17 protein-coding genes are annotated in these 19,375 nt (G+C 53.3%); 9 read left to right on the top strand and 8 right to left on the bottom strand.

All coding sequences use genetic code 11. From position 1 onward, the window contains the following. Positions 1 to 45: 45 nt before the first annotated feature. The gene (locus tag P8H26_RS09125; RefSeq protein WP_289632618.1) at positions 46 to 1,017 is read left to right on the top strand and encodes a small ribosomal subunit Rsm22 family protein; all 972 of its coding nucleotides are present in this window, start codon (positions 46 to 48) and stop codon (positions 1,015 to 1,017) included. A gap of 63 nt (positions 1,018 to 1,080) precedes the next feature. On the opposite strand, the gene P8H26_RS09120 is transcribed toward P8H26_RS09125, so the two are convergent. Both P8H26_RS09120 and P8H26_RS09115 read right to left on the bottom strand, forming a co-directional pair. Continuing rightward, entirely contained in the window at positions 1,081 to 1,779 is a 699-nt protein-coding gene (locus tag P8H26_RS09120; RefSeq protein ID WP_289632617.1) for an OmpW family protein, read from the bottom strand. 148 nt (positions 1,780 to 1,927) lie between these two features. Further along, positions 1,928 to 2,908 (bottom strand): glutathione S-transferase family protein, encoded by a 981-nt coding sequence (locus P8H26_RS09115; RefSeq protein WP_289632616.1) that lies wholly within the window; start codon positions 2,906 to 2,908, stop codon positions 1,928 to 1,930. Positions 2,909 to 3,406: 498 nt separating this feature from the next. On the opposite strand from P8H26_RS09115, the gene P8H26_RS09110 reads away from it, so the two are divergent. Beyond that, entirely contained in the window at positions 3,407 to 3,931 is a 525-nt protein-coding gene (locus P8H26_RS09110; protein ID WP_289632615.1) for a GNAT family N-acetyltransferase, read from the top strand. Positions 3,932 to 3,974: 43 nt separating this feature from the next. Here the strand turns inward: P8H26_RS09110 and P8H26_RS09105 are convergent, their stop codons facing one another. From P8H26_RS09105 to P8H26_RS09090, 4 genes are read right to left on the bottom strand one after another with little or no spacing between them, the layout of a single operon-like run. Beyond that, positions 3,975 to 6,062: a hypothetical protein gene (locus tag P8H26_RS09105; RefSeq protein WP_289632614.1), complete on the bottom strand. Its 2,088-nt coding sequence runs from the start codon at positions 6,060 to 6,062 to the stop codon at positions 3,975 to 3,977. Between the two features lie 2 nt (positions 6,063 to 6,064). Beyond that, on the bottom strand, positions 6,065 to 8,956 hold the full coding sequence (locus P8H26_RS09100) for a DUF4159 domain-containing protein (protein WP_289632613.1): 2,892 nt from the start codon (positions 8,954 to 8,956) through the stop codon (positions 6,065 to 6,067). Next, on the bottom strand, positions 8,957 to 9,871 hold the full coding sequence (locus P8H26_RS09095; protein WP_289632612.1) for a DUF58 domain-containing protein: 915 nt from the start codon (positions 9,869 to 9,871) through the stop codon (positions 8,957 to 8,959). It abuts the gene before it with no gap. Positions 9,872 to 9,882: 11 nt separating this feature from the next. After that, positions 9,883 to 10,887, bottom strand: a complete 1,005-nt coding sequence (locus tag P8H26_RS09090) for a MoxR family ATPase (RefSeq protein ID WP_289632611.1) — start codon at positions 10,885 to 10,887, stop codon at positions 9,883 to 9,885. Between the two features lie 241 nt (positions 10,888 to 11,128). Here P8H26_RS09090 and P8H26_RS09085 point away from each other — a divergent pair, with 241 nt between their 5' ends. The 4 genes from P8H26_RS09085 (at position 11,129) to blaOXA (ending at position 14,595) form a co-directional block, all read left to right on the top strand. Further along, a complete protein-coding gene (locus P8H26_RS09085; protein WP_289632698.1) occupies positions 11,129 to 11,692 on the top strand; it encodes a DUF1285 domain-containing protein in 564 nt (187 codons plus the stop codon). 16 nt (positions 11,693 to 11,708) lie between these two features. Beyond that, positions 11,709 to 12,383, top strand: coding sequence for a CoA pyrophosphatase (locus P8H26_RS09080; RefSeq protein ID WP_289632610.1), 675 nt, complete (start codon positions 11,709 to 11,711; stop codon positions 12,381 to 12,383). A gap of 11 nt (positions 12,384 to 12,394) precedes the next feature. Then, a complete protein-coding gene (locus tag P8H26_RS09075) occupies positions 12,395 to 13,645 on the top strand; it encodes a CCA tRNA nucleotidyltransferase (RefSeq protein WP_289632696.1) in 1,251 nt (416 codons plus the stop codon). A gap of 128 nt (positions 13,646 to 13,773) precedes the next feature. After that, positions 13,774 to 14,595 (top strand): class D beta-lactamase, encoded by an 822-nt coding sequence (blaOXA, locus tag P8H26_RS09070; RefSeq protein ID WP_289632609.1) that lies wholly within the window; start codon positions 13,774 to 13,776, stop codon positions 14,593 to 14,595. A 36-nt stretch (positions 14,596 to 14,631) separates the two neighbouring features. Here the strand turns inward: blaOXA and hemF are convergent, their stop codons facing one another. Continuing rightward, complete coding sequence (gene hemF / locus P8H26_RS09065) at positions 14,632 to 15,546, bottom strand: oxygen-dependent coproporphyrinogen oxidase (protein WP_289632608.1); 915 nt, start codon at positions 15,544 to 15,546, stop codon at positions 14,632 to 14,634. A 335-nt stretch (positions 15,547 to 15,881) separates the two neighbouring features. Here hemF and P8H26_RS09060 point away from each other — a divergent pair, with 335 nt between their 5' ends. Next, positions 15,882 to 16,142 (top strand): hypothetical protein, encoded by a 261-nt coding sequence (locus P8H26_RS09060; protein WP_289386563.1) that lies wholly within the window; start codon positions 15,882 to 15,884, stop codon positions 16,140 to 16,142. A gap of 132 nt (positions 16,143 to 16,274) precedes the next feature. Here P8H26_RS09060 and P8H26_RS09055 read toward each other — a convergent pair whose 3' ends face one another. Then, positions 16,275 to 16,730: a tRNA (cytidine(34)-2'-O)-methyltransferase gene (locus P8H26_RS09055; protein ID WP_289632607.1), complete on the bottom strand. Its 456-nt coding sequence runs from the start codon at positions 16,728 to 16,730 to the stop codon at positions 16,275 to 16,277. 205 nt (positions 16,731 to 16,935) lie between these two features. Here P8H26_RS09055 and P8H26_RS09050 point away from each other — a divergent pair, with 205 nt between their 5' ends. Next, positions 16,936 to 17,088: a hypothetical protein gene (locus tag P8H26_RS09050; RefSeq protein WP_289632606.1), complete on the top strand. Its 153-nt coding sequence runs from the start codon at positions 16,936 to 16,938 to the stop codon at positions 17,086 to 17,088. A gap of 352 nt (positions 17,089 to 17,440) precedes the next feature. Continuing rightward, positions 17,441 to 19,306: an ABC transporter ATP-binding protein gene (locus tag P8H26_RS09045; RefSeq protein WP_289632605.1), complete on the top strand. Its 1,866-nt coding sequence runs from the start codon at positions 17,441 to 17,443 to the stop codon at positions 19,304 to 19,306. Positions 19,307 to 19,375 lie beyond the last annotated feature (69 nt).

Here is a 19,375-nt window from a genome sequence, read left to right as displayed (position 1 = left end):
CCGCGTGTTAAAGCGCGGCAGAGTTTTTTTATGTGAGATAGAATTATGGAATTACCTGCGGCATTGAGACAGGCTGTGGATGCGCAGTTGCAGGGCGTCGCACTGGCGGATTTGCAGCGGGCTTCCGGTATTCTCAGCCGACGATACCGCGCGGAAACACGCGATGGTAAATGGCATTTGTCTGATGAACTGGCGGCACAGGCCTATCTTGCTGCGCGCCTTCCTGCGACTTTTGCCGCTGTGACTTCGGCCTTGCAGGAAACTGCAAATATATGCCCTGATTTTTCACCACGCAGCCAGCTGGATGTTGGTGCAGGACCCGGTACTGCTCTTTGGGCGGCTTCAACTGTGTGGACAGACCTTGAAAAAGCCCTGTTGCTGGAGGGGAGCAATGCCATCCGCACCGTGGGTGAAAAGCTTTCAGCCCATGCGCCGGTTACGGATGTCGAGTGGCGAGCGGCCGACGTGACAAGCGGCTTAAAAGATGCGCAAGCATCTGAGCTGGTGACGCTGGCCTATGTGCTGGACGAGTTGAGTGAAACAGCGCGGCAAAAGCTGATTGCACAATTATGGAACCTGACCGAGGGCATGTTTGTGATTGTGGAACCGGGAACACCGGCCGGCTGGCAGCGCATTCTCGATGCCAGAGCGCAATTGCAGGCTCTGGGTGCGCATATTGCGGCACCTTGCACCCATAGTCAGGCTTGCGGCGTGCAGGCACCGGATTGGTGTCATTTCTCCCGCCGCGTGACGCGTTCCAAAATCCACCGTCTGACCAAAGAGGCTGATGTACCTTGGGAAGATGAAAAATTCAGCTATCTGGCCGTGTCGCGTCAGCCGGTTGCTCTTTCAGGGCAACGGGTGCTGATGCAGCCGAAAAGCGGTGGTGGTAAAGTGCTTGCAAAATTATGCAGTACTGACGGGAGCGTTGTGGAGCATCTGATTACCAAGCGTGACAAAGCCTTGTTTGCGCAGGCGCGTCGTGTCGACTGGGGAGATCTGCTCATCGCAGAGTAATTGCTGGCAATAAAAAAGCCCCGCGGCAGTTTTCTGCGCGGGGCTTTTTTGTTCACAGGAAGATCAGAAGCGGTAAGTGATACCGGTACCGATCAGCCAAGGATCAAGCTTGGCCTTGCCACTCATCTGAGTGCCGCCAACATTGACATCAAAATCAGGACGCAGATAGAGTTTCTTCACGTCGAAGTTGAAACCCCAATGGTCGTCGATCATGTAGTCGAAACCAACCTGCAGCGCGCCGCCGAAAGTATTTTTCACTTTCAGATAATTGGCGTCATGGGATTTCTGGTTGTAGAAGATGCTGTAGTTTACACCGGCACCGACATATGGCTTGAAAGCACCGAAATTGGTGAAATGATACTGCATGGTCAGTGTTGGAGGCAGCAGCCAGACTTTACCAACATCCAGACCATCAATCGCGCCTTTGCCGTCGACATTGGCGTAGGTTGTGCCAAGGATCAGCTCCGCAGCAATATTATTGGTGAAGTAGTAGGAAATATCGAGTTCCGGCACCACTGTGTTGGAATATTTCAGGCCGGAGCCCGGAACTTCATTCACATGGCCTTTGTTTTCTGTGATGACGCCGAGCGCACGAACACGAACCTGCCACGGGCTGAGAGCAACCGGAAATGCTTCTGTGATCTGCGGTTCAACCGGTGCGATGACCGCATCTGCGGCCAGTACAGGCTGTGCAGCGAGAGCGGTGAAAGCTGTTGCAGCCAGAAGAGCACATGTATGACGATTTGCCGGGAGGATAGCCATGTCTGTTTTCCTTAAAGTCTGAGAATGCAGACAAACTGACAGCGGGCAGGGGGCTTTCCATTGATCGAAATCAATCTCGGTTAATAAAACACTGCATCACGGGAGGTTCGTAATGCAGTGTGATAAAACTGTCACTTAACAGGGCGTCTTATCTGAAACGCGCACGATCATGCGGTGCGTTGTAATCAAGCTGCGGGCCAAGCGGCACGACGCCGGTCGGGTTGATGGTTTTGTGACTCATATAATAGTGGTTCTTGATATGAGCGAAATTCACTGTGCCTGATACGCCCGGTACCTGATAAAGCTCGCGGACATAGTTGGAAATGTTCGGATAGTCGGCAATGCGTGCTTTGTTACATTTGAAGTGCCCGACATAGACCGGATCAAAACGGATCAGCGTAGTGAACAGACGCCAGTCTGCTTCAGTCAGGCGGGCGCCGGTGAGATAGCGCTGTTTTGCGAGGATGGCCTCAACTTTATCCAGCGCGTCAAACACACTCTTATAGGCTTCTTCATAGGCTGCCTGAGAGGTGGCGAAGCCTGCACGATAAACGCCGTTATTGATATTCGGATAGATGAAATCATTCAGCGCATCAATTTCACTGCGCAGACTTTCAGGGTAGAAATCCAGTGATGCATCGCCGAATTCATTAAAAGCGGTATTGAGCATGCGGATAATTTCAGCAGATTCATTGGAGACGATTGTCTGCTGTTGCTTATCCCAGAGAACCGGCACAGTCACGCGGCCGGAATAGTTCGGATCGGCGCGGGTATAGATTTCATAGAGACGCTTTGCGCCATAAAGGTGATCCTCAGTGGCACCGTCTTTGCCGGTTAATGTCCAGCCTTCTTCCGCCATCAGATAGTCGACAACAGAAACACTGATAATGCCTTCAAGCTTTTTCAGTGCACGGAAGATCAATGTGCGATGCGCCCACGGACAGGCCAATGATACATAGAGATGATAACGTCCGGCTTCGGCTTTAAAACCGCCGGTGCCGCTCGGGCCTGCGCTGCCATCTGCGGTGATCCAGTTGCGAAACTGCGAGGCAGAGCGCACAAAACGACCATCGGTGGCTTTGGTATCATACCACTGGTCTTGCCATTTTCCGTCAACTAAAAGGCCCATGAAGTATTCCTTATATTGGCCGCGTAAATCCGGATAACTCAACGGCAGCGGCAGAGAATTCTGATCCTTAATGTAATACATAATGCCGGAAAGTCTCGTGTGATCTGACTGTTTTTACGAAACACGCTGTCCTGAAAACAGGACGTTACCTGGAGCGTATCGCGAAAAGTGGGAACCGATTTTCGGATAAGATACGCGTAAAAACAAATAGATAGAGCATTTTCTGTGATTCAAAATATACTGGAAAGGCTCTGGAGAAACGTGTTTTTCATGACAGCACTTTACGACTAAAAAGAATGATGCTAAGCAAACATACCGCATCAGTTTGCGGCTATTCACCTTTCAGGAGAACGGAATTGACAGGTCTGCAGTTCATCCGACGATGAGATTGTAAACGGTGCGCGGCACCGGTGGACACCTGTTTGCGTTTTTATGCCTGATAGCGGCGACAATCACGCGAAAATTCTGAAGTCTAAATCTCTGAAATAGTGATGTGCCATGTTGCAGTCTGAGCTGAACTACACGCAGGAAACCTGCGACCACGATGCGGAAATCGAAGAAATTAATGCACTTGCTTTTGGTCCCGGCAGATTTGTCCGTGCGGCGGCGCGTATCCGTGAGGGCGGCGCGCATGATCGTGATTTGTCCTTTGTCTCGCTGCATGGCGGGCGGGTGATCGGCTCTATCAGAATGACACCGATTGCAATCGGTACCACACCGGCTCTGCTGTTGGGGCCGCTGGTTGTGCGGGATGGCTGGAAAAGCCGCGGCATTGGCCGGATTTTGATGAACCAATCCATAGAAGCTTCAGCAAAAGCAGGGCACAGGCTGAGCCTGCTGGTCGGCGATGCGCCATATTATAATGCGTTCGGCTTTGTGAAGGTGGATGCCAGTCAGGTGATTATGCCTGCGCCAGTCAATCCTGAACGGCTGTTAGCCTGTATTCTGCCGGGGGCTGAAGGCCTGTCAGGGCCTGCGCTCAATCAGCTGGCAGGACGGGTCAAACATCTCAATCAGCTTTGATATAAAAAGCGGTTTCAGTGATCTGAAACCGCTTGTTTTTTGTTTAACGCCCTTCGCGATACCATGTGCCGCCGAGAATAAGCAGCAGTGCCGCCAAAGCCAGCAGACTGGTGAAAAGCGGAATGCGATGCACTGCAACCAGACTGGTATCCTGTGTTGGCCGTAGCCCCAAAACATTCGCAGGGCTTTGCTTTTGTGATGCGCTCAGCAGAGCAATATCCGGCACAGTCACATTGTTTTCAGCTTTGGTTTCTTTCAGGCGCAGAACATTGCCACCACTGGCCTGCGCCATCGGTAGTAATTTTTGCGTGGTGGAAATACTGTCGCGCAGTTCCGGCGTCTCCACATTGCCGACATGTGTAAGCACGGAATAATCACCGTTCTCAACCTTATAAAGCCCTTGTTCGCTCACCGGTAGTTCAGCGGTGAATTGCCCTGCAAGAGATTGCGCCAGCGGTACTTCGATGACCTTGCCGGACGGGGTGGTGACTTTGGCCGGATTGACCTTATCACTCATGGTCTGACGGGTAATCTGCAATCGGTCTGCAGTGCCTTTGGCGGTCAGGGCTTCTTCTTCCAGTTCCGGTTCCTGCATTAGCCAATGCGCCATACGGCGATAGAGCGATGCATAAGGCCCACCGCCCTCAAAATCACGCGCCCAGAGCCAGCCCTGATCAGACAGCAACATACCGACGCGGCCTTTGCCCTGATGGCCAAGCACCATCAATGGCTTATTATCGGGGCCTTGCATCACGGTTTCGCCCTGCGGTGTGGCAATATCAATAGAGCGGAACCAGCGCCCCCATTGCGGTGGCTCCTGTGCACTGCCTTCCAGTCCGCGTGTGACCGGATGGCGCTTTCCGGCATCAGTCAGGCGTGGATAAAACCCTTTTTCTGTCATGCTACCGGTCGGCAATGCAGGCAATACGCCGAGCAGCGGTGTACGGGCAATGGACATGCTGCCTGCATATTCAGGGCCTGCGGCGATCAGCAGCGCACCGCCATTTTGCACATATTGTGCGATATAATCATAATAGAGCAGCGGCAGCACATTCCGGTGCTGGTAGCGGTCAAAAATAATAAGATCAAAATCTTCGACCTTATCGACGAACAGTTCGCGCGTCGGAAACACGATCAGCGATAATTCATTGATCGGTGTATCGTCCTGCTTCTCCGGCGGGCGCAGAATGGTGAAATGTACGAGATCGACAGAGGTGTCGGATTTCAGCAGGTTGCGCCATGTGCGCTCGCCATTATTCGGCTCACCGGACACCAGCAATACCCGCAGGTTTTCACGAATGGCATCAATCAGCGCAACGGCCTGATTATTGGCGGCAGTAACCTCATCATCCAGTGGCTCGGTCACAATCTCTACAATGTTGCGACCGGCATGGGGCAGGGTGATTTCGGTTTTGATATCCTGACCGCTTGTTGCCGGAAGCGTGGCAACCGGCTCACCATTGATGCGGATGGTAACATTGGCCTGCGGTGCATCGGCCGGTACTTTTCCGGCATCTTCCACGCGGAAGACCAGTTCCTGCGGCTTGCCGCTGAGGCCGAAACGCGGCACGCGGACGAAGCGGATACTGCGGTCGAACTCATCGCCCGTGCCGGTAATCAGTGCATGGAGCGGGGCTTTGAAATTCAGCTCATCTGCGCTGGCCGGAGCATCATGCACCTGACCATCAGTAATCATAACCGCGCCGCCGATACGCGATGGTGGCACATCGCGCAGACCTTCATTCAGGGCTGTAAACAGCCGCGTATTGTCGCGGTCATCAGCACCTGTGGCGCTTTCAATAATGCGTGTTTCAATATCCGGCTGGGAACTGAGTTTCTTTTTCAGCGCGTCAAGGGCGGCATCTGTGTCTTGCGTGCGGTTGCCCTGAGACTGACTGGCGCTGCGGTCAACCACAACGCCGACAATGGTTTTTAGAGGCTCCCGCTGTTCACGCGTAATCTCAGGATTGAACAGTGCCAAAGCAAGTGCTGCAAAACCGCCTAAGCGCAGCAGGCTGCCACGCTTGCGCAGGGCAAGGCCGGCAAGGACAACCAATGCCAGCGGCACAAGACAAAGGCTGAGCCAGAGAGGGCTGAGCAGTGGTGAAAAATGTAAGGAGAACAGGCTCATCATCAGTTCCCCAACCGTTCTAACAGGGCAGGGACATGCACCTGATCGGCCTTGTAGTTGCCGGTCAGCACATACATGACCATGTTAACGCCACCGCGAAGGGCATAGATGCGCTGCATCGGATCATTCGGCACTGTGGGATAAAGCGGCTGCCAGTTTTCATCCATCGCCCAAGCGCCCGCCAGATCATTGGCGGTAATCAGGATAGGACTCACACCATCGCCATTGCGCACAGGCCTGTCGGCAGGCTGATCATCAGTATTTTGCGTATCAGCCGGTGCTTCGCCCCAAAGCGGGCTGCCGCGATAGCGCCCCGGAAAATCCGGCATCAGATAGAAGGTTTTGCTCAACACATGATTGTCGGCAATAGGGGCAAGTGGCGGGATATTCATACTATCCAGCATATTGCGCAGACGCTGTGTGGCGGGGCTGGTGCTGTTCAGACCGGCAGCACCGCCGGAAAGCTGATCGCGGGTGTCAAAAATCACCGTGCCGCCCTGCTGCATATAGGCATCAATGCGCTGTAATGCTTTTTCGCTGGGGAAGGGCGCGGTCTCATCAACCGGCCAGTAGAGCATCGGATAAAAAGCCAGTTCGTCTTTTTCCGGATCAACACCAACCGGCGTTCCCGGTTCCAGCGAAGTTTTATCGGCAACAAACTGATTAAGACCGGAGAGACCAATGCGGCTCACATCATCAACCGCCTTGTTGCCGGTAATGACATAGGCCAGATGCGTGACATCAAGCACATCAATTTTCGACTGATCGTCGGGTCTGCTGTCATCTTTCGGGGCGCTCGCCTGTTCCTGTGCCAGAACCGGCTGAGACGTGAACGGCATGGCTGTTAGACTTGCGGACAAGACGAACAGCACGAGCAATGATTTCACTGTGCCTGAACTTTGCCTGCCAAAATTGCGCAGAGCACTGCGTGAAAACACACCGCCGATCCACAACATCAATAAACCATCAAGCGCCAGAAGCAGCGCGGCCAGAGCAAAGAGCGCGCCTTGAAGGTCGATGGTCTGCGCTTTGGTGGCAGGCACCATTGCGATATTGGTGGTCATTTCCGGTTTGGCGAGCGGGGTCAGTCTGGTTTCACCATTCATCAGGTTGAGAGCTTTGTGGGCTTGTTCTGTACCGTAAAGTCCCGGTGGATTGAGAATTGAAGCTTCCGGTACTTTGCCTTTTTCAATCACCAGCGGTTGCGCGGTTTTGGGTTGACCGGTCAGATTTCCGGCAGCATCCAGCAGGCGGTAGGCCGGTAGGGTCACAGTCTGATCCCCTGCGCTGTCTGCAGCCTGCGCACCGGCGCTTTCGGTAATGCGGCGCAACAAATCGACGAAACCGCCCGATAATGGCAGATTAGACCAGCCGATATCCGGTGCGATATGAAACAGGATCAAACGGCCTGCACCACGGTTTTCACCAGTGATCAAGGGGGTGCCGTCCGCAAGATTGAGCCAGCTTTTCTGCATCAGGTCGGGTGACGGTTCTGCCAGAACTTGGCGCAATACGGTTACATCATCCGGCAGTTGAATATTGCGGAACGGGCTGTTTTCCGGTGCCGGTGCGATGGATTGCGGTGTTGACCATGACAGAGTGCCGCCAAAACTGCGCTGACCGCTGCGCAATTGCACGGGCAGAAGCGGATCACGTTTGTTACCTGCATCACCTTGCGCTGCGGCCAGACGAGGGCCTGCAAAGCGCAGCAATGTGCCGCCGTTTTCAACCCATTGTGTCAGTTTCGCTGCTACGCTTTCCGGCAAGTTTCCGATATCGGACAACACAATGATGGATGGCTTTTGTTCCAGAAGACGATCAACAGACAGGCTCAGATCACGGTCATTGACGTTGATGAGATCTGCAAAAGGTGCCATCGCCGAGGAAATATAATGCAACGGGGACAAGAGCGAATGTGCCTTGTCGGCATTGCTTGCATCCAGCAGACCAACACGGCGGCGGCGGTTGTTCTCATCCAGCAACCATGTGGCGGCCGCATGGCGCATCACATCCACACGCACGATTGCTGTGTCATTGCGCAGCTCAACCGGCACCGCGATTTCTGCGGTTGTCTGCGATGCGCCTTGCGCAAAGTCAGCCTGAGTTTGTGCTAATACGCGCCCCTGATTGTCATAAGCGCTGAGCTGCACCGTTGCCGGTTGCACATCGCTTGAAGGGCGTAGCAGATTGACCACCAGCGCATTCTGCCGGTTGGCTGCGCCCTGAAGCACATAAAGCTCCTGTGCCTCCGGCAGAATAAGCTGAACGGAAGTGGCATTAACTTTGTCGAGGGCGGCAAAGGCCTGCTTGTCCTGTGCACTTTCCAGCCCGTCATTGAGATAAAAAATACGGCTTTCAGGATGATTGACGAGCGCTGTATTCAGTCTTTGTGCCGCAGCAAGCCGGTCAACAGGCACGGGGCGTGGCTCCAGTGCCTGCAAACGTTCTTTTGCTTGCGCGGCATTGAAAGGCCCGCTCTCACTGTTTTGCGGATCGGCGGTGGCAATCAGAAAGACCGGCGCATCATTTTTCTCGGCATTGCCGATCAGCCATTGTGCCTGATTTTCAATGGCTGCCCATTGTGGGGCAGAAGCCCAGCCATTGTCGATCATGATGACAACCGGCTGCGCACCGGTGAAAGTGATTGGTTGTGGTTTCCATACCGGCCCTGCCACGGCGAAGATCACCAGCGCTGCAAGGATCAGCCGCAGCAGTGTCAGCCACCACGGGCTTTTACTGGCTTCCTGATCGTGGCGGGCAATCTTTGCCAGAATGGCCAGCGGCGGAAATGGTTCCTGAGCCGGTTTAGGCGGCGTTGCACGCAGCAGCCACCAGATAACGGGCAGAGTAGCAAGACCGGCAAGCAGCCAGGGGGCGGTAAAAATCAGCGGCATTTATACGGCGCCTCCGCCGACAGAAACATTATGTCCGAGAAAGCCATGTAATGTGGTCAGAGCCTGTGCTGCCGGTTTGTCTGTTTGGCTGATGATGAAGCTCCAGCCAAAGCGTGTGCAGGTCTCGCGCAGAAAGTCGCGCTGCGCCTGATAGAGTCTGCGATAATCTTCCGCATAATTTTGTGCACGACCGGCGACCAGAATTTGACCGCTCACCGGATCTTTGAATTCCGTATGCCCCTGAAACGGAAAGTCGGCTTCAGCAGGGTCGGCCACCACAATCAGATGCGCGCGGAGACCGCGTCGGGCAATCTGATCGAGCTGAGCATTAAGCACATCGGCAGGTTGCAGAAAGTCACTGATAAGAACTAACTCATTAAACCGCTGCAAGGACTGTAACTCCGGCTGCGCCGCCAAAGTGCCGCTTTGCGTGAGTGCCGTTGCCAGACGCTCAACGCCGTTGCGTGCCAGCAGCGGTGGCAGTACATCAGGATAGGCAATGCGCTCGCCGGAGCGGCTGAACAGTTCGGCCAGTGCCAGTGTCAGCACCAGTGCGCGATGCTGTTTGGAAATAGGGCTGAAACGGGATTGATACAGCATAGACGGTGACGGATCACACCACAGCCAGATCGTATGCGCAGTTTCCCATTCACGGTCACGCATATAGGTATGGTCGTCACGGGCAGAACGCCGCCAGTCAATGCGCGAGAGCATATCGCCCTGCGTGTAAGGGCGGAACTGCCAGAAATTATCGCCAGTGCCGCGTTTGCGTCTGCCATGCCAGCCATTAATCACAGAGCCTGCAATATGGCGCGCCTGCGTAATCAGGTCAGGCATTAATGCTGCCTGCCGGCGTGAGGGTGCCAGCAGATCAACTGCCTGTTCTGTTGTGGTTATGGCGCCGGTTGCAACCATCAGCCCAACCCTTAACCGAGTGCCTGTGTTAGTTTGGCAATCACATTGCGCACGCTCACGCCATCGGCACGCGCAGCAAAATTGAGCGCCATACGGTGCTGGAGAACCGGTTCTGCCAGTGCTTTCACATCATCAACCGATGGTGCGAGACGCCCTTCATAAAGGGCACGGGCGCGGGTGCAGAGCATCAGCGCCTGTCCGGCGCGAGGCCCCGGACCCCAGCTGATATGGTTCTTTGCATGGTCATTATCGGCATCAGGCCGAGCAGAACGCACCAGTTTCAGAATGGCCTCCAGCACGGTTTCCGGTACCGGCATCTGGCGGATCAGCTGCTGGATTTCCTGCAGGCGTGTGGCATCAAGAACCTTGGTTGCACGCGCCTGCATTGTGCCGGTGGTGTTGAGCAACACCGCACGTTCTGCATCGATGTCCGGATAATCGAGATCAATCTGCATCAGAAAACGGTCGAGCTGGGCTTCCGGCAGCGGATAGGTGCCTTCCTGTTCCAGCGGGTTCTGGGTCGCGAGCACATGGAACGGGCTTGGCAGATCATGGCGCTGACCGGCAACGCTGACATGATATTCCTGCATCGCCTGCAACAGCGCAGACTGCGTGCGCGGGGAGGCACGGTTGATTTCATCTGCCATCAGCAGCTGGGCGAAAACCGGTCCTTTAATATAGCGGAAAGAACGGCGACCATCGCTGTCCTGATCCATGACTTCCGAGCCGATAATATCGGACGGCATCAGATCAGGCGTAAACTGGATACGTTTTTCATCAAGGCCGAGGACAGTGCCCAGCGTTTCTACCAAACGGGTTTTGGCAAGACCCGGCACACCGACGAGCAGGGCATGGCCACCGGCAAGCAGGGCAACCAGCGTGTTTTCAACAGCCTGCTCCTGACCGTAAATAACCTGTCCGATCTGCTGACGGATTTTGGCAATATCTGAGGCTGCCTGATCGGCTGTCTGAATCAGGGTATCGGGATCAAGCTTCGGCGCAGTGTTAAAATTCATAGTGTCCTCTTAATTCCTGATCTGATGCTTTATCCAGCTTACTTGAATCATCGGGCAAGACTATGTCATGCTGATGGGTGCGTAAATGGTGCAGTTCGCATTAACCGGAATGCACCGGACGATCAGGCACAGGTCTTAACAGGAAACTGAAATGAACAGCGGCAATATAGCGAAAAACAACGAAAATGCCGATGTTGATATTGGTTCTGATACCGGTTCTGGCAGTGGACTTGATGCGCTGATGCGCCGTGCTGCAAGCCAGCTCGGTGAGGGTAAAGAAGGCAAAGGCCTGCCGCCGGTGGAACGCTGGGAGCCGGATTTCTGCGGCGAGCTGGATATGGAAATCAAGGCCGACGGCACATGGTTCTATATGGGCACGCCGATCGGTCGCCCTGCATTGGTACGCCTGTTTTCAACAGTGCTGCGCAAAGATGCTGACGGCAAAAACTATCTGGTGACACCGGTTGAGAAAATCGCAATCCGTGTGGAAGATGCACATTTCAATGCTGTGGAGATGCATGTTTCCGGCGAGGGGGAAGCGCAGGTTCTTACCTTCCGCACCAATGTTGGTGATGTGGTCGAGGCCGGAGAACAGCATCCGCTGCGCTTTGTGAGTGATAGTGAAACCGGCGGGTTCAAGCCCTATATAATGGTGAGAGGGCGGCTGGAGGCGCTGGTCAGCCGTGCAGTCATGTATGATCTGGCAGCGCTCGGTGAGGAGTTGATGATCGACGGGCAACTGATGTTTGCCCTGCGCTCCAACGGTCAGATATTTCCGGTGATGCCGGTTGAACAATTGCAGTGATACAATGAAAAACTTGATGGCTGATACAGGTTTTACCGCACAGGATCTGATGCGGAGAATTGAGCAAAAACAAGGTTTTGCGGAAAGTTCTGCTGAATTTGATTCAGGCGGGCTGCCTTTGTCCGGCGATCACGCGCTCAATCCGCAATGGAGGGCCTCTCATGTGATGACAGGCGCTGATCCGCGGTTGAAAATTAAGCTCAAACCGGCGGCCGTGCTGATCCCCGTGGTGGATCATGGTGATTATGCCAGTGTGCTTTTGACCACGCGCAATGCGCAGATGCGCAGCCACTCCGGTCAGGTGGCTTTTCCCGGTGGCAAGATTGATGCGGAGGATTTAAGTCCTGAACATGCAGCACTGCGCGAGGCGCATGAAGAAATCGGATTGGATGCACGGCAGGCTCAGACACTGGGACGTCTGCCGCAATATATGACCGGCAGCGGCTATACGATTACGCCCGTGCTGGCCGTGGTGCGAACTCCGTTTGAACTCCATGCCAATCCCGATGAGGTTGCAGATATTTTTGAAGTGCCGCTGCATTTTCTGATGGATCCGCATCAGCATCAGCGTGAGAGCCGGATGTTTGCGGGGCATGAGCGGTTTTTCTATGCCATCCATTATCAGAATCGGAATATCTGGGGCGCAACAGCGGGTATTATCCGCAGCCTCTATGAAAGGCTTTATGCGTGAGTGAGAAAGTAATGAGTGCCTTGAATATTGCAGACCGCGCAGACTGGCTTGCTGTGCCATCCTTGCAGCAATTGCTGGCAGCTCTTTCTGAGGGCGGCGAAGAGGCACGCGTTGTCGGCGGTGCCGTGCGCAATACGCTGTTGAATGAGCCTGTGGGCGATATTGATATTGCCTCAACAACCCTGCCGGCAGAAACAAAAGCGCGGGCGGAAAGCTGTGGCTTCAAAGTGGTACCCACGGGGATTGAGCATGGCACTGTGACCGTTGTCGCCAAGGGTGTTCCTTACGAGGTTACAACGCTGCGTGCAGATGTGGAAACGCATGGACGACAGGCCACAGTTGCCTTTGGTCGCGACTGGCAGGTTGATGCCGAGCGGCGGGATTTTACCGTCAACGCGCTTTATGTGCGTGCCAATGGCGATGTGGTGGATCATGTCGGCGGGCTTGCAGATATTGAAAAGCGCGAGTTGCGTTTTATCGGCGATGCCGAGCAGCGTATTACGGAAGACTATCTTCGCATTCTGCGGTTCTTCCGCTTTTTCGCATGGTACGGATCGGGGCGGCCGGATGCGGCAGGGCTGAAAGCCTGTGCCAAGCTGAAAAGTCATTTACAAACCTTGTCGGCCGAGCGGGTATGGTCGGAACTGAAAAAGCTGCTCTCTGCGCCTGATCCGTCACGGGCATTGCTATGGATGCGCCAGTCTGGTGTGCTGACACAGATTTTGCCGGAGAGTGAAAAATGGGGCATTGACGCTATTCATGCACTGGTGCGCAGTGAACGCGATCTGGGCTGGAAGCCGGATGCATTGTTGCGGTTGCAGGCAATTGTGCCACCGGATGCGGCGCGTATGACTGTGCTTGGCAAAAGACTGCGCCTGTCCAATGTCGATAAGGCACGCTTGGAAAATTGGGCGCTGGCCGATTTGCCAAAGCCTGAATTGTCGGATGCAGGATTGATTAAGTTGATCTATGGCGGCTCACGGCTGGCCTTGATTGACCGGATTAAACTGGCGCTGGTGTCTGCGCGCGCAGAGGCCGAAAATGACAATCAGGCGATGATGCGGGCAGGCAATTACAACCGTTTGCTGGGTGTTGCGGAACGGGCTGAAATACCGGTGTTTCCTATAAGTGGTGCTGATCTGATGAAGCTGGGCTTTGAAAAAGGCCCTGAGCTTGGCAAGCAGCTCAAAGCGCTGGAGGCGGCATGGCTGGCTTCCGGATTTGAGCTGAGTAAAGAAAATTTGTTAGCAACATTATCCTGACATATCGGGGCGGAAATTCCGCCCCGTTTTTGTTTTTAGCTGCCGGTTCAGGTGATTAGTACGATTTTTGCATGTCGTGATTCATCTGAGATGATTTCAATGTTTTCAGAATTCCGGAGTTGCGTATTATGGATAAAAAATTGCGATCAGCGGCATTGCTCGCTGTTGGGCTGACCGCCGGAATAACTTTTCAGGCACAAGCTCAGGCTCAGGCTAGTGAGAAGGGGATTGTGGCCGAGTGCGCGGTGGTTATGGATGCCGCAACGCAGAAAATCCTTTCCCGTAAAGGCGTTTGCGACAAACGCTTTACACCGGCATCGACGTTTAAAGTGCCGCTTGCCGTGATCGGGTATGACAAGAATATCCTCCACTCGGAACATGATCCGGTCTGGCAGTGGAAGCCTGAAATGGAAGCACCGGAGCGCGACAGGATTGCTGTTGATCCGGCGCGGTGGCTGGAGCAATCGGTTGTCTGGTATTCGCGTGTGATTACAAAGCAGTTGGGACAGAAGCAATTTTCAGAAGCTGTCGCAGCACTTGATTACGGCAATAAGGATGTTTCGGGCAGAGCCGGAAAACAGGACGGGCTGACAGGCTCATGGATCGGCTCTTCGCTGGAGATCTCACCTGATGAGCAGGTGCAGTTTCTGAGCAAACTGGTGAATGAGACATTGCCGGTTTCCAAACAGGCGCAGCAGAAAACCAAAGCGGCCATGACAGTTTTTACATCTGAGAAAGGCTGGAAGGTTACCGGCAAAACCGGCGCTGCGCGGTTGCGCGATGCAAAAGGTAATTTTGCGGGCAATCAGCGCTTAGGCTGGTTTGTCGGCTGGGCGGAAAAGGATGGCCGTAAACTGGTGTTTGCCAATATGCAGGTTTTCGACAAAGCATTGAAGACCAGTCCGGGACTATTGATCCGCGGGCAATTTCTGCAAAGCTTCGACCAATAAAAAACGGGGGCTAATGCCCCCGTTCTGATCTTGTATTTAAGGCCATTTTACCACTGGCGGCATGGAAGACAGGATCGAGGCAATATTGCCACCGGTCTTGAGGCCGAAGATGGTGCCGCGGTCATGCAGCAGGTTGAACTCCACATACCGCCCGCGACGGATCAGCTGCTCCTCGCGGTCAGCCTCTGTCCAGGGCTGATTAAAGTTCTGGCGCACAATATGCGGATAGACCACGGCAAAGCAGCGGCCGACATCGCGGGTGAATGCAAAATCGGCATCCCAGCCGCCCTGTTCATCCCTTGAGTGCAGCCAGTCATAGAAAATGCCGCCAATACCGCGTGGTTCCTGACGATGCGGCAGATAGAAATATTCATCGCACCATTGTTTCATGCGGTCGTAATCGGCAATGCCTGCATGTTTGTTGCAGACGAAATTCAGCGCTTTATGGAAGGCCTGACTGTCGGCATCTTCCTGTGTGCGACGACGGTCAAGCACAGGGGTCAGGTCGGCACCGCCGCCAAACCACTGGCGCGTTGTCACAACCATACGCGTATTCATATGCACTGCCGGTACATTCGGATTTTGCGGATGCGCAATCAGAGAAATGCCGCTTGCCCAATAGCGCGGATCTTCATCGGCACCCGGAATCTGGGCGCGAAACTCCGGCGAAAACTCGCCATAGACTGTAGAGACATGCACGCCGACTTTTTCAAAAACGCGGCCATGCATCATCGACATAACACCGCCGCCGCCACGGCCTTCGTCTTTCGCCCAAGGGGTGCGCACAAAGCGTCCCGCTTCACGGTCGCTGAGCGGGCCCGCTACTTCATCTTCAAGGGTTTCAAACAGGGAGCAGATACGGTCACGCAGTTCTTCGAACCAGTTTTGCGCCAGTTGTTTTTTCTCGTCGAGATTATCAGGAAGATGAGCTGGAAGATCCGGACGTTGCATGCTTGGTTCCTTGTTATGTTTTGGGTGCCACGGATAAAGCCGCAGCGCCAGCATATCAGCAGCTGTCAACAGGTTATATAGTCTTCATAAACCGGATTATGTTTATGAAAGCTTTCTGTTTTTTGGAAAGAAACAGATTTTGTTCACGCTTTGCAGCGATAAGAGACGTGGAAATGACTCGTTTCGGATGAGATTCTGCTGTAAAATGCACTATAGAGTTGTAAGTCCCTGTGCAGCTTCTGCTTGTAATATGTGTGAACATATTTGAGTGTTGAGCGTGATGCTTATTCTGCTTTGTCTTTTGCCCCGTTGCGGCGCTGTAAAGGAAATCGCTTATGACATCGATACCGCCTAAGCCACCACTGGAAGGTCTGCGCAGACAGATGCGCAAAGCTGCATCCGGCGTGAGGCCAAATATCAGTGACGGCTATATCCGTGAGACATTTTCACTACCACGCAGCATTGCCAGAGTGAAGGCGCGGGAGTGGTTTGACGCCTATCCGAAGGCCGCTTACTGGACAGAGATTGAAAGCTGGTATGTGCGGCCGAATGACGTGATTGAATTCACGATCAGACGGCTGCCAAGCTCGGACTAAGCAAGTTACCGCTGTTTTCTGATGTTCTGATTCAAGAAGATCAGAATATGATTCCGTTTTTCTTTTTAATTGACTGATATTTAAAGATTTATTTGTTGAGTGTTTTCTAGCTTTTACATTGTCGAATGGCTTCTAGTTTTTACCTTGTCGAATAAATTCTCCAGTAGCCATTGCTACCGAAAGCGCGAGATTGAGTGAGCGTGCACCTTCAACCATCGGGATGATAATCCGCTCCTCACAGGTCTCATGCACATAGTCCGGTACACCCGCAGATTCACGGCCAAACAATAGAATGTCATCCGGCTGGTAGCTGAAATCTGTATAGGGTTGTGCTGCCTTGGTTGAGAGCAGTACCAGCCTGCGATTTTCCGACAAGCGCCAGTTGTTGAAGTGCTCCCAGTCGAGGTGGCGGGTGAGCGCCGCCTGTTCCAGATAATCCATGCCCGCACGTTTCAGCCCGCGATCGGAGAGGTCGAAACCGGCTGGTTCAATCACATGAACTGCCAGCCCCAGACAGGCCGCCATGCGCAGGATGGTGCCGGTATTGCCGGGAATATCAGGTTGGAAAAGAGCAATATGTATTGTCATCAGGCTGTTGCTTCTGTTTCGGGTGACATCAGATAAGCGGCCTATAGCATATAATTTCAAACAATAAGAATTGTGTGCAATCTGTCACAGTTTAATGTGTTCTCGGTAAAGTGAAGAAAAAATAATAGTCTGAGACTAGCCGCTCAAAAAACATGGTGGTATACGGGTCTTCCATTTTATCAGATTGACCATGAAGGAGGCTGTGATGAGCATTAAGATTTCTTTGAATCTTTCCCCAGTTGCAGCCGCTCCTGTATCCGGCGTGATTAACCCCGCTCCGGTTACCTGCATGGTGGGTGCCGCACCAATCGATGCTGCGGTATCTTTTCCCGAATTGTTCTTGCGGGCGTTGCGCTGAACGGGACTGTTAAAATGAGCGTATATATCAGATTGCTCTAGCAAACCACCTGATAGCCTGAAAGCGACGTTGAGTTGTGCCGTCGGATTTACTGGTCAAATACGGTTCTTCAATCAATCTTCCGATTAAGTGTGCTCACGCATTTAATCCTCAAACCGCATCTGAGACTTTCGGGCTGTGTGCCTGCTGATGTTTTGATGCTTTAAAAATGCTAAAATTCTGCTTCATACTCAGTTTTTGAGATGAATGGCAGAACCGCAAATGAATCAAAACCGATCCTTGCCTTATCCGTTTTACGGAAATGATGCGGGGATTGGTTTTCGCACGGGATTCCCCGTATCTGAGGTCGAAAATGTTTCGTTGGTTCGAAAAGAAGCTGAACGCCTATCCGGATGTTCCGCTTGAACAACCGCCAAAAGGCTTGTTCAAATTCTGTATGTATTACAGCCGCGGTGCCTGGGGCTGGATTGTTGTTATGGCACTGCTGACTGCGCTGATCGCTATTTTCGAAGTGTCGCTCTTTGCCTTTCTCGGCAATGTGGTGGACTGGCTGAGTGAGCATAACCGTGAAACCTTCCTGCAGCAGGAAGGCTGGAAGCTGGCGCTGATCGGCGGTATTGTTCTGGTGGTTTTGCCAGTGATTGTTCTGTTGCAATCTCTGGTATTGCACCAGACCCTGATCGGGAATTTCCCGATGCGGGTACGCTGGTTGATGCATCGTTATCTGATCCGTCAGTCGATGACATTCTTTCAGGATGAATTTGCCGGACGTATCTCCACCAAGCTGATGCAAACTGCACTGGCTGTGCGTGAAACGGTGATCAAGCTTGCGGATGTGATGGTCTATGTAGCGGTTTATTTTACCGGTACAATTTTCATCGCAGCCACGGCGGACTGGCGTCTGATGATCCCGTTCATTGTCTGGCTGCTGGCCTATGTCGGCCTGCTTCGTTATTTCATTCCGCGCTTGCAGGTGATTTCGGAGGCACAGGCCGATGCGCGTTCCGAGATGACCGGCCGTATTGTCGACAGCTATACGAATATTGCTACGGTCAAACTATTCTCACACACACAGCGTGAAGAGGGCTATGTGCGGGACAGTCTGGAGCAGTTTCAGGGAACGGTAAACCGTCAGATGCGTATGGTAACGCAGTTTTTCGGCTCGCTGTATTTCATGAACTCGCTGTTGCTGTTTTCGGTGGGTGCACTGGGTATCAAGCTGTGGATGGAAAATATTGCATCCGTTGGTGCGGTGGCCATCGGTATTGCCCTGTGTCTGCGTCTGAATGGTATGTCGCAGTGGATCATGTGGGAAATGTCTGCGCTGTTCGAGAATATCGGTACGGTGCAGGACGGCATGCGTTCAATTGCTCAGCCGCGTAAAGTGGTTGATCATGAAGGGGCAAAACCGCTGCATGTGCGTTCCGGCGAGATCACATTTGATCGCATCGGCTTCCACTATGGCAAAGGCAAAGGCATCATCAATGATCTGTCGCTGAATATCCGTCCGGGTGAAAAGATCGGTCTTGTCGGCCGTTCCGGTGCGGGCAAGTCAACGCTGGTCAATCTGTTGCTGCGCTTCTACGATCTGGAACAGGGTAAAATCCTGATCGATGGTCAGGATATTGCCAAGGTCACACAGGACAGTCTGCGTGCCAATATCGGTATGGTGACACAGGATACATCGCTGCTTCATCGTTCTGTCAGGGATAATGTCGGCTATGGCCGTCCTGATGCGACTGATGAGATGATGATGGAAGCGGTTGCACAGGCACAGGCCGACCAGTTCCTGCCGCATCTTTCTGACCTCAAAGGCCGTCAGGGCTTTGACGCTCATGTTGGCGAACGTGGTGTGAAACTGTCTGGTGGACAGCGTCAGCGTGTGGCGATTGCCCGTGTGATCCTGAAAGATGCACCGATCCTTATTCTGGACGAAGCAACCTCTGCGCTCGATTCAGAAGTGGAAGCGGCAATTCAGGACAGCCTCTACCGCTTGATGGAAGGTAAGACTGTGATTGCGATTGCTCACCGTCTGTCGACCATTGCTGCGCTTGACCGTTTGATCGTGATGGATCAGGGGCGCGTCATTGAAGATGGCACGCATGAGGAACTGATTGCACGGGGCGGCATTTATGCTTCGCTTTGGGCGCGCCAGTCCGGCGGGTTCCTCGGCTTTGATGATGAGCAAAAACCGGCATTGTCCGAGCCTGCTGAATAATCTCTGTTCAGCAAAGACAAAATATCAGCCGCTGCTTTCGTGCAGCGGCTGCCACAACATTCTTCATTT

Origin of the sequence: Pseudochrobactrum sp. sp1633, from assembly GCF_030376605.1 — a bacterium.
In the GTDB taxonomy this organism is placed as follows: domain Bacteria; phylum Pseudomonadota; class Alphaproteobacteria; order Rhizobiales; family Rhizobiaceae; genus Pseudochrobactrum.
Note: the sequence above shows the minus strand (reverse complement) of the source record. Positions and strands in the feature narration are given on the sequence as shown.